Origin of the sequence: Anaerolinea thermophila (genome assembly GCF_020723905.1) — a bacterium.
In the GTDB taxonomy this organism is placed as follows: Bacteria; Chloroflexota; Anaerolineae; order Anaerolineales; family Anaerolineaceae; genus Anaerolinea; species Anaerolinea thermophila_A.
On the sequence record NZ_DYHZ01000004.1, the window covers coordinates 381,000 to 392,635 of the forward strand.

Here is an 11,636-nt window from a genome sequence, read left to right on the forward strand (position 1 = left end):
ACACAGGGAGGAAAGATGAGTCAGGAGAGCGTTCAACAAATGACCGGGGCGGTAACTATTCCCGAGTTGATTGGAAGGAAAGCGGTTCTGGAGGCGGTCTTCCAGGCTGTTCGCGATCCCCAGCCTGTCTTGCATGTGTTATATCTCTCCGGTGAGGGGGGGCTGGGAAAAACCCGTTTGCTTCAGTATGTTCTGGAAGAGGTTCGTACTGCGGAACAGGTGTATGTTCCGGAAACGTTGCTGGACCTGTATCATGTGGAATTGCACACCCTCGAGGGCTTCATGAGGGAAGTGGTGCGGCTCCTCCCTGAGGAGGTCAAGCCTGCATTCAAGGAGTACGAAAAAGCCTATCAAAGGTTCAATGAGTTACGAGTGTACCAGGAGGGCAGTCTCGTCGAACAGCAAGACCGGGTTCGGGAAGCCTTTCAAAAGGGCATGCAGGAACTGTGTGCAAAACGCCGTGTGGTGCTGATGCTGGATACCGTCGAGCGGGCGGTGTATCAGGCAGGGGAGGAGGGTGAACCCCGCCTTGCCGATACGATTCGCTGGCTGAAAGAATGGGCGGGACAATGGAACAACCTGACCCTCATCTTTGCCGGGCGCAAGCGCGCCGAGGCGGTATGGACTCTCTTTCAAAGCACCTATGCCCTGCCGCAGGAGAATGCCATTCCTATCAGTCCTTTATCTCTGAACGAAAGGCGTGAATATCTTAAAGCGCTTGAACAGCACCTTCGAAAACAGGGGAATGATTTTGTGGCAGATCGGCTTGCTCATTTGCCGGAAGAGGTGCTGGAGCGCGTGTGTCGGCTTTCGGAAGGGCGCCCCATTTTACTGTCTCTGCTGGCGGATTACTTTTCTGTTGCCGGGCGCGGGCAACTGCCTCCTGCGCTGGAATCCTCTGCGGATTCAAACCGAGAGGCACTGGAGGCGCAACTGGTGAGCCGTTTTATGGAGAGCGGTGATTTAGGCGAAACCATCACTGCCATCGGGCGCGCTCCTCGCGGCGTGGATGCGCCCCTGCTGGCTAAACTGCTGGATATACCGGAAAACGAAGCCAGGATACGCTTGCAGGACGTTCGCCCGTTTGCCTTTATCAAAGCGCGCGCCGATGAGACCTATTTTCTGCACGATGAGATGTACGCGCTGATAAAGCGGCAGGTATATGAGACTCCGGAGGATGCCCCTAAAGCCAGTAATGCTTTTGAGGTGATCAAGAAGGATCTGGAAAATCGTTTGAGGAATGTTGCCGGGAAGATGGATGAACTGTATGCGCCAGTGCTTAAAGGGTCCTCGGAGACGTTGAGGTTTAACGAGATAGCGGAAGCCTACAACGCCCGCCGCAAGTGGCTGGGGTTCAAACTGTTTTATTTTCTGTACTACGATTTTGAGCGTGGCTTGCGTCATTTCTTCCGTTTCTCGCAGGAAGCCCGGCGCGCCCAGGATGTCTGGATGGACCTGCAACTGGAATCTGAACTGTGGGACTATCTGAGTACGTACTCACCCCATGCCAGCGATGAACGGCTGGGAGGAGCCTTCTCGAAGAAACTGCTTGAAACGCTTTTGAGGGTCAAGGAACTTCAACATGCCTCTATTGCTCGTGAGGATCAACGAGTGGAGGAACTGCGGGAGGAACTGGAAGCCCGTGCCCGCAAAGAGGACTGGGAAACCCGTATGCCCGTCGCTCTGCTGGCGCTGTACACCTTCCTGGGCGACATTTATGCCGGCAGGGGCACGTTGAGAGATTCTCAGAAAGCGGAAGGTTACCTGCACAAGGCTTTGAACCTGTTCCCTGACGAAGTTGAAACGTACCTGAACCAGGGGGTAGATGAAGCGGCTAAACGGCTGACGCACTTCACCCTTGTAGAAGTATGGTATCTCAAAGCCATTTTGGCGCGGGCTTTGTTTTCCAGAGCCTACCTGGAGCGGATGAGGGGAAACCTTAAGGAGAGCGTCCCATATTATCAAAAAGCCATGACGCTTCTGCGTCAAGTCAACCTGCAGGTGGATCTGGCAGCGGTGTTAAACGATTTGGGGTACACGCAAGCCATGCTGGGCAACTGGGAGACCGCCTATCGTCTGATTCAGGATGGTTTGAAACTGCACCAGGGTTTGAGTGCTTATGCCTCGCTGTGCTTTGATTTGAATGCCCTCTCTCGAGCCAAAATCATGGAAGGATATTCGCTGGCAGAAGCCGTTCAACTGGCATCCCGTGCCCTGGCGCTTTCGCGCGCCCTGGGGTTCAAACGTGGGGTGGCGATGTCTTGCCGCAACCTTGCCGAAGCCAGACGCCGCTCTGCGCGCAGTGAACTGCTCTCCACAGCGGAGAAAGAGGATCTTTTACGGCAGGCGCGTGAGCATGCTTACGAAGCCCGCGATGTGTTCCAGCAAAATAATGAAACCGTCCGGTTAATCGAAGCCTGGATGGAAATTGGCTGCACCACCCGGGATTGGGTCAAACTGCGGGTACACCATCCAGCCCCAACCGTTTCGGTGGAACGACTGGTTTTTGAAAGCAGAAAAGCGTTTGAGGAAGCCATCCGGCTGGCACAGTCGGAAAACTTGTTTCATAAAGAACTGGACGCGCGAGTGAATCTGGCATGGTTGGAGTATTATCGCCTGAACGACACGGACCCCGTTTCGGACGAGTTAAGAAAAAGAATTGAAGAGGTGGATCAACGAATCCCGAAGCCTGAATCTGAAGCGCTAAACCCGGAAATCTGGGTATGGGCAGGGAAACTCGCTGTGCTTAAAGGGGTTGTGAAATTCCACCAGTTGAATCAGATCAGCAGCCAGAAGCGGAAAGAATTTTCCGCGGGCAGGGAGAATGAAAACATCCAGTCCCTTCTGGAGGAGATAGGAGAAAACTTTGCTGAAGGGCTGGAATATAGCAGGACATTCTCAGAAAATTCTCAGGGAATCCGCAATGCCACGCAGGATATTTATGAACGGTTGAAGCATCTCAACACTGCTGAGATGAGCGTGCTGTGCCGAAAGGTAAAGCAGTTATATCCGCAGGGGAGTGCGCTGGAGCGATTCCTGCGTGAAGTCATGCTCTTGGTAGAGTAAGATTTGCCCTGAAAATCCGCTTCTCATTTGCCATCCTGTTTCGATAGAGACGAAAGAGGATGGCTTTTTGATGGAAAGTGCCGCCTTACCAGAAAAACATGACTTCCCGTTTTTCTTTCAGGTTTTATTCTCATCCCAAATTCCCCTTTTTATGGATTTCCTCTGTCACACTTTTTCTGACCCTTTTATGACAAGTGCCCGTTTTTTCCATGTTTTTTTGGGGTACACTTGTATGGGTATAACATTTCCTAACATTACCTGTTTTATCCAAATCCTGGCGGAGGAAACATCTTTTTATGCTGAATCATGGTGAAGTCAGTCTGGATGCCTTACTGCCTCCCGAAATGGCAAAGAAAGCCGAAGCCATTGGCGTCAAAAAAGCCAGCCTGGATTTGCTCTCCATGTTTGCTCTGGCGGTGCTGGCGGGCGCGTTTATTGCCATGGGCGCCATCTTTTCCACCACGGTGACGGCTGGATCCACGCTACCTTACGGTGTTACCCGTTTACTGGCGGGCATCGCCTTTTCGCTGGGACTTACCCTGGTGGTTGTCGGCGGCGCGGAACTCTTCACCGGCAATGTGCTCATCCTTATGGCGTTTGCCAACGGAAAGGTTTCGTTTGGCGCGTTACTGCGCAACTGGCTGGTGGTGTACATGGGCAACTTCGTCGGTTCGCTGGCAACGGCATTGCTGGTCTTCCTGAGCAAGCAGTACACGTTTGGCGGCGGCGTGGTCGGGTTGACGGCGCTGAATATCGCCAACAGCAAAGCGGCGCTGGAATTTGTGCCTGCGGTGATGCTGGGGATTTTGTGCAATGCGCTGGTCTGTCTGGCGGTGTGGCTGACGTACAGCGCTCGCACCACCACCGATAAAATCCTTGCCATTTTCTCGCCCATCACGGCTTTTGTTGCCGCGGGGTTTGAACACAGCATTGCCAACATGTACTTCATCCCCCTGGGACTGTTCATCAAAGACTGGGCGCCGGCTTCCTTCTGGGGGTTGAAGGCGCTGGAAGAAGCCGGAAAGACTGCCGCCAGTTTCTCCGCGCTTACCTGGGGAAATTTCTTCCTCAACAATCTTATCCCGGTGACCATCGGCAACATTATCGGCGGCGGGGTGCTGGTTGGCCTGGTATACTGGTTTGTGTATCTGCGCGGACACAGAGGCTGACAGGTTTATTCATTCAGGAGGTGAAACGATGGTGACCCTGACCATTGATGGGAAAACCATTCGGGTGCCCGAAGGCACCACTGTGCTGGAAGCCGCCGAACAACTGGGGGTGACCATTCCCACGTTGTGTTATCACAAAGATTTGAGCCTGCATGGAGGCTGCCGTCTGTGTGTGGTAGAGGTGAAAGGCGCGCGCACTCCGCTGGCATCCTGCACCCTGACCGTCAGTGAAGGCATGGAGGTCAAGACCCAATCGCCCGAACTGGAAAAGAACCGCCGCATGGTGCTGGAACTTTTACTTTCCAATTACCACGATGCCGGTTATGCCGCCAGCGATGGGCGCTTTAATGAACTGGAACACTGGGCAAGCGCACACGGGCTGGATGTAAAGCAACTGCAAGCCAGATCCCCGCGTTTTGAAATCAACAGCGATCCCAGCCCGGCGATCTGGGTGGACTTAAATAAATGCATCCTCTGCACCCGCTGTATCCGCGCCTGCGCTGAGGTGCAGGGGCGCTTCGTGTGGAGTCTGGCTGAGCGGGGTTTTGAGACGCACATTGTTGCCGGTTTGGGCGAGCCGTTGCTGGAAGCGCGCTGTGAATCCTGCGGCGCCTGCGTGGCGTACTGCCCCACCGGTGCGCTGGATAACAAGCCCTCGGTGGGTCTGGGCAAAGCCGAAAAACGGGTAACCACCACCTGTGCGTATTGCGGCGTGGGCTGTCAGTTTGACCTGCATGTGAAGGACGGCAAAATCATCCGCGTGACCTCTAACCCCGATGCGCCCGTGAATGGCATGCGCCTGTGCGTTAAAGGGCGGTACGGGTATCAGTTTGTGCATCATCCCCAGCGGCTCACCCGTCCGATGGTGCGCCAGTACCTGCTGGAGGGTAAACCCCGTCCGCAGGGTGGCGACCGCGGCGCTTGGGTGGAGGTGGACTGGGATACCGCTCTGAATCTGGTGGCGCAAAAACTGGACGATGCCCGCCTGCAATCTGGCGCCGACAGCATCGGCATTCTGACTTCGGCAAAATGCACCAACGAAGAAAACTACCTGATGAACAAACTGGCGCGTCAGGTCATCGGCACCAACAACATTGATCACTGCGCCCGCCTGTGCCACTCCAGCACGGTTTCCGGTCTGGCGCTGGCGTATGGCTCCGGCGCCATGAGCAACACCATGAAGGATGTCGCTGAGCAATCTCAAGCCCTGTTTGTCATCGGCTCGAACACCACCGAACAGCACCCTGTTTTCGGCACCATGCTTCGTCAGGCGGTGCTGCGCCGCGGGGTTAAACTCATCGTGGCGGATCCGCGCAGGATTGACCTGTGCGATTTTGCCACCCTGCACCTGCAACAGCGTCCCGGCACCGATATTGCCCTGCTCAACGGGTTGATGTACATCATTCTCGAAAAAGGCTGGGCAGATGAAGCCTTCATCGCCGAACGTACCGAGAACTTCGACGCCTTCCGCGAAAACCTCAGGGATTATCCGCCGGAGAAGGTTGCCGAAATGACCGGCGTGCCGGTGGAGCAACTTTACGCGGCGGCGGAAATCATGGGCACGCACAAGCCCATGGCGGTCATCTGGGCGATGGGCATCACCCAGCACATTGTCGGCGTGCAGAATGTGCTCTCGCTGGCGAACCTGCAAATGCTGCTCGGCAACATGGGCATCCCCGGCGGCGGCGTCAACCCTCTGCGCGGACAGAACAACGTGCAGGGCGCCTGCGATATGGGCGGCTTGCCGGATGTGTATCCCGGCTATCAAAAAGTCACCCTCGACGAAGCCCGTCAGCGGTTCGAGCAAGCCTGGGGCGCCAGCCTCTCGCCCACGCTGGGGATGGCGGTCACCGAGATGATTCCTGCCGCGGGTGAGGGCAAGATTAAAGCCATGCTCATCATGGGCGAGAATCCGGTGATGACCGATCCCGACTCCAATCATGTGCGCCACTGCCTGGAACAACTGGACTTTATGGCGCTGATAGAAATCTTCCCCTCGGAAACCTCCGTTTATGCCGACGTGCTTTTACCTGCGGTGACGTTTGCAGAGAAGGACGGCACCTTCACCAATACCGAGCGGCGCATCCAGTGCGTGCGCAAAGCCATTGAACCGGTGGGCGAATCCCGCCCCGACTGGATGATCCTGATGGATCTGGCAGAGCGCATCCTGCAGCGTGGTAACCGTCAGGTGGATTTCAGCGCGCCTTACGCTGGCTGGAACTACGCCTCCCCCGCTCAGATCATGGACGAAATCGCCGCGCTCACGCCCATTTACGCCGGTGTGGATTACGAACGCCTGGAGCGCGGCGACTCCCTGCAATGGCCCGTGCGCGGCAAGGATCATCCCGGTACGCCCATCCTGCACGTGGGGCAGTTTACCCGCGGTAAGGGCAAATTCCATCCCACCGTGCACGTTCCGCCCGCCGATCAGCCTGACGATCAGTTCCCCATGATTATGACCACCGGGCGCGTGCTGTACCACTGGCACGGAGGCGAAATGACCCGCCGCGCCGAAACTCTCATGGCACTTTACGACCGCCCGCTGGTGGAAATCAGCCCGGAAGATGCCGAAGCGCTGGGCGTCAACGGCAACCGCCGTCTGCGCATCACCTCGCGGCGCGGGAGCATCGAAGCCGAAGCCTGGGTCACCGACCGCGTGCCGCCGGGCTTACTGCATGCCAACTTCCACTTCCCCGAGTCGCCCACCAACGAACTGACCATTGCCGCGCTTGACCCCATCTCCAAGATTCCCGACTTCAAGGTGACGGCGGTGCGGGTGGAACTGGTGAAAGAACCCGAAGCGGTTTAACCGTATCCTTGACGGGTATAATGAGGGGTGCCAGCACGGCAGCCCCTTTCTCTTACGTGAGGGATGGTGAAGGACTCTTTAACGCTGGTGATTCAGGCGGGCGGCGAATCTCGCCGTATGGGACAGGATAAAGCCCTTTTGCCCTTTCTGGGCGAACCTTTAATCCTGCGCGTTCTGCGGCGTCTTCAGCCCATCGCCGATGAGGTGATTGTGGTTGCCCGTCACCCCGAGAACCTGGCGTTGCCGGGGGTGAGAGTGGTTTCTGACCTTTTACCGGGCATTGGCGCGCTGGGCGGGTTGTACACGGCTCTGGTGGTGGCGCGCTTTCCTCTGGTGGGGGTGGTTGCCTGTGATATGCCCTTTGTGAGTGCGGGGCTGCTGAATGAAGCCCGCAGTCGTCTGGTGCAAACCGGCGTGGATGCCGTCATCCCGCGCACAGCCCAGGGTTGGGAACCCCTCCATGCCGTATATCGGCGGGAGACCTGCCTGCTTCCGGTGGAGCGCGCCATCCAGCGCGGCGAGAGGCGTCTGATTGCCTGGCACGGAGAAGCCCGCGTCCTGGCTCTTTCCGGGGAAGACATTCTCCCCTTTGATCCCCATCTGCGCGCCTTCCTCAACATCAATACTTCGGAAGACCTGCGCCTGGCTGAGGCGCTGGCACGGGAAGAGGAACCAGACAGCGCTGAAACGCTTTCTGAGGGTTGAGCCACATGACCCTCCCCCTGCCTTTTCCCTCCCGGAGAGGGCGCCCTGATGGCTCTCTTCCAGAGAATTGAGGTTAATCCTGTAGATGTTTAGACAAATACCCCAGAGAGATGTGGATTACCCCGGGTAATCGTGTTAAAATTTAGATATCCTATGAAAATTCTGGCAGTAGATGTTGGCACTGGGACGCAGGATATCCTGCTCTTTGACTCCCATCTCGATGTGGAGAACGCTCTGCAACTGGTTCTGCCCTCGGCGACGATGATTCTGCGGCGGCGCATTCAACGGGCAACCCGGAGGCGCTCCGCCATTGTGCTGTACGGGCAAATCATGGGCGGCGGACCGTGCGCCTGGGCGGTGGAAGATCACCTCAAAGCCGGGCTGACCGTCTATGCCACCCCCTCGGCGGCGCAAACCCTCAACGATGACCTGCAAGCCGTGGAGGAAATGGGGGTGAACCTCATCACCGAGAGCGAGGTGTACCGCCTGCCCGAGGGCGTCGAGCGGATTGAGATGATGGACTTTGATTTCGGGCTACTGCGCCGCACCCTGCTTTCTTATGAAGTTTCTCTGGACGATCTGGCGGCAGTAGCCGTGGCGGTGTTTGATCACGGGGCGGCGCCCCGCGGCGTTTCCGACCGGCAGTTCCGCTTTGACTATCTCGATCGGCGCATCCGTGCGGAGAACCGCCTGAGCGCCTTTGCCTTTCCCGCTCAAGCCATCCCGCCGGAGATGACCCGCCTGCAAGCCGTTGCCGCGCAAGCCCAGATTGCCGGTGTGCCCGTGGTGGTCATGGATACCGCCCCTGCCGCCGTGCTGGGAGCGCTGTTTGATCCACAGGTGCGCCGCTGGGAGCGTACTCTGGTGGTCAATGTGGGCAATTTTCACACGCTGGCGTTCCGCTTTGGCGAGGGACGGCGCATTGAAGGGGTCTTCGAGCACCACACCGGTTTCCTCACCCCTGAAAAACTGGACGCTTACCTGAGCGCGCTGGCGCAGGGTACAATCACTCACGCTGAAGTGTTCATTGATAATGGACACGGGGCGCTGGTGTATCATCCCAACTCCACCGGAGAGATGCCGCCGGTTACCGTGACCGGTCCGCGCCGCAATTTGATGAGTGCTTCTGCGCTCCGTCCTCACTTTGCCACTCCCTTTGGCGATATGATGATGAGCGGGTGCTACGGTTTGCTGGCGGCGGTTGCCGATCATCTGCCCCACCTGCGCGAAGAGATTCTGGAGCGCCTGAACGCCGCTCCCTCCAGCGCCGCGCCGTGGGACGCTCCCTGAACAAGGACTGGTCATAAACCCTGCGTCGTTTGTCTGTTTAAACCCAAAACCCCACCGGGAGAGTATTCATCCCGATGGGGTTCTTTTTTTATAAAGAAGGCTGGCTGTGTCTTACCCTTCGCTCTTCTCGCCGGGGCGGTCTTCCTCGCGCAGGTGCGGGAAGAGGATGACCTCCCGGATGGTGTGGCGGTCGGCTAACAGCATTGCCAGCCGGTCAATGCCCATGCCAAACCCGCCGCAGGGAGGCATGCCGTAAGACATGGCGCGCAGGTAATCCTCGTCCATGGGGTGGCGCTCTTCATCGTCGGCGTTGTAATCGCGTCCCATCTCCAGGAAACGCTGTTCCTGATCGAGCGGGTCGTTCAACTCGGTGAAGGCGTTGCACAGTTCCATCCCGCCGATGTAGCCCTCAAAGCGCTCGGTGATGAGTGGATTGCCGGGCATGGATTTCGCCAGCGGCGAGATGTCGCGCGGGTAATTGTAAAGGAAGGTGGGCTGAATCAGCGTCGGCTCGAGGTAATCGCCCAGCAGGGTATCAATGAGTTTGCCGCGCGAGTAGCCGGGCTTGGGCTGCATGCCTTTCGCGCGCATGGCTTCTGCCAGGCTCTCGGCGGTGGGGTGCTGGTCAATGTCAATGCCGGTGGTCTCCAGAATGCCCTGACGCAGTTCCAGACGCCGCCACGGTGGGGTGAGGTCAATGGTGTTGCCGTCGAAGGTGATGGTGGTCGTTCCCAGCACCTGCTGAGCCACATAGGCGATCATCTGCTCGGTGATTTCCATCACCTGCAGGTAGTCGGCATACGCCATGTAAAACTCCAGCTGGGTGAACTCGGGATTGTGCTTGTAAGAAACGCCCTCGTTGCGGAAATCGCGCCCGATTTCGTACACGCGGTCGAGCATGCCCACCAGCAGACGTTTCAGGTAAAGTTCAAAGGAAATGCGCAGGTAGAGGTTCTGTTTGAGTTGATTGTGGTAGGTGACGAACGGTCGCGCCGCCGCGCCGCCGTAGATGGGTTGAAGGATGGGCGTCTCTACCTCGAGGAAGCCCATGTTATCGAGATACTCGCGCAGGGCTTTGATGGCGCGGGCGCGGATGCGGAAGACTTCGCGCACCTCCGGGTTCACCGCCAGGTCGGCGTAGCGCTGGCGATAGCGCGTTTCGGGGTCGGTGAGCGCGGCATGGCGCACCACTTTGCCGTCTACGATTTCATCCTTGGCGGCAGGCAGGGGGGTGATGGCTTTGGAGAGCATCTTGAAGGCGTGCACGTGCAGGGTGATCTCGCCCGAGCGGGTGCGGAACATGACCCCCGAAGCCTGGATGAAATCACCCAGGTCAAAATCATCGCGGAAGCGTTCCATCTCGGCTTCGCCCAGTTCGTTAACGCGGAAGAACAACTGCAGGCGTCCCCAGCCGTCCTCGATGTGGGCAAAGGTCACCTTACCCATGGCGCGGATGGCGCGCAGACGCCCACCCACCGATACCTGCACGGGGTCGGCACTTCCGGCCGACTCAGCCTGTTCGTACAGTTGAATGGCCTGTACGGTGGTATGGGTGACCTCCGCACGGGTGGGATAAGGCTCAATCCCGCGGGCGCGCATGCGCTCAATTTTTTCCACACGAATGCGTTCCAGTTCCGAAAAATTCATGAAAAAATCTCCCTCACTCCGTTCCAGTTTTCGTCATCGGTCAACAAAAACCCCGCCCTGGCAAGACAACCTGTCGGGCGGGGCGCATTTGCCTGCCCGTTAAGCCTACTCCACCTTCAAAATGGTCACACGGAAACTGCCCTGCGGGGCGTCCACCTGAACGCTGTCGCCGGCTTTCCGGTTCAGCAGGGCTTTGCCCAGCGGCGATTCATTCGAGAGGCGCCCAAGCGCGGGGTTGGCTTCTGCTGCGCCCACGATGGTATATACCTCAGGCTCCATGCCTTCTTCCTGAATGGTCACCCGGGAACCAACCTGAACGATATGGCTATGTCCACCGCTTTCTTCGATGATCTTTGCCGACGCCAGCAGATACTCCAGTTCTTTGATGCGCCCTTCCACAAAGGCTTGCTCGTTCTTTGCCGCCTCGTATTCGGCATTTTCGATGAGTTCGCCGCCTTCCATGGCTTCATGCAGGCGTTGAGCGATTTCCTCGCGTTTCTTGGTGCGCAGGTACTCAAGTTCTTCTTGCAGTTTGGCGTATCCTTCACGGGTCAGGAAAGGAGTAGTAGGCATAGGGTTTCCTTCTCGATTTTAAGAAATATTGGACCTTCTCTCTTGCTTAAATGATAAAAAACACTCCGGATGGAGCATTTTGCCTTATCACCGCTAAAACAATCCCTCTTTCTCAGAGTTGCATTTATCTTAACATATTTTCCATCAGAGTGCAAGAATCTTTCCTAAAAGCCGAAGACGGTGTTGAAGAAGTCATATACGGCGCACTTCTGCCTGAAAAAAATATCCTCTTTTCCCCCATCCATTGTAGTTATCTTCCTCTTCATTTTTTAACACCCAGGGTTTGGATACTTGTAATTTTCCAGTATCGTTTTTAAAATTATTTCCAACCGGGGGGAATGCCGGAATGCCTGATCTGCCGCCTGGTCTGGAGAAAC

At 56.9% G+C, this 11,636-nt stretch carries 8 protein-coding genes; 5 read left to right on the forward strand and 3 right to left on the reverse strand.

Going from position 1 to position 11,636, the window contains the following annotated elements; genetic code table 11:
* Positions 1 to 15 precede the first annotated feature (15 nt).
* The 5 genes from LHF31_RS08455 to LHF31_RS08475 all read left to right on the forward strand — a co-directional run bounded on the left by LHF31_RS08455 (position 16) and on the right by LHF31_RS08475 (position 9,039).
* A complete protein-coding gene (locus tag LHF31_RS08455; RefSeq protein ID WP_303774120.1) occupies positions 16 to 3,066 on the forward strand; it encodes a tetratricopeptide repeat protein in 3,051 nt (1,016 codons plus the stop codon).
* Positions 3,067 to 3,362: 296 nt separating this feature from the next.
* A complete protein-coding gene (gene focA / locus LHF31_RS08460; protein ID WP_298005576.1) occupies positions 3,363 to 4,235 on the forward strand; it encodes a formate transporter FocA in 873 nt (290 codons plus the stop codon).
* A gap of 28 nt (positions 4,236 to 4,263) precedes the next feature.
* Entirely contained in the window at positions 4,264 to 7,044 is a 2,781-nt protein-coding gene (fdhF, locus tag LHF31_RS08465; RefSeq protein WP_303774121.1) for a formate dehydrogenase subunit alpha, read from the forward strand.
* Positions 7,045 to 7,110: 66 nt separating this feature from the next.
* Positions 7,111 to 7,749 (forward strand): molybdenum cofactor guanylyltransferase, encoded by a 639-nt coding sequence (locus LHF31_RS08470; protein ID WP_303774122.1) that lies wholly within the window; start codon positions 7,111 to 7,113, stop codon positions 7,747 to 7,749.
* 153 nt (positions 7,750 to 7,902) lie between these two features.
* Positions 7,903 to 9,039: a DUF1786 domain-containing protein gene (locus tag LHF31_RS08475; protein WP_298006709.1), complete on the forward strand. Its 1,137-nt coding sequence runs from the start codon at positions 7,903 to 7,905 to the stop codon at positions 9,037 to 9,039.
* Positions 9,040 to 9,150: 111 nt separating this feature from the next.
* On the opposite strand, the gene lysS is transcribed toward LHF31_RS08475, so the two are convergent.
* The 3 genes from lysS to LHF31_RS08490 all read right to left on the reverse strand — a co-directional run.
* Positions 9,151 to 10,686, reverse strand: a complete 1,536-nt coding sequence (gene lysS, locus LHF31_RS08480) for a lysine--tRNA ligase (protein ID WP_298006706.1) — start codon at positions 10,684 to 10,686, stop codon at positions 9,151 to 9,153.
* A gap of 105 nt (positions 10,687 to 10,791) precedes the next feature.
* The gene (greA, locus tag LHF31_RS08485) at positions 10,792 to 11,259 is read right to left on the reverse strand and encodes a transcription elongation factor GreA (protein ID WP_303774123.1); all 468 of its coding nucleotides are present in this window, start codon (positions 11,257 to 11,259) and stop codon (positions 10,792 to 10,794) included.
* Between the two features lie 192 nt (positions 11,260 to 11,451).
* The coding region (locus tag LHF31_RS08490; protein WP_303774124.1) for a hypothetical protein at positions 11,452 to 11,636 on the reverse strand (185 nt) is incomplete at its 5' end.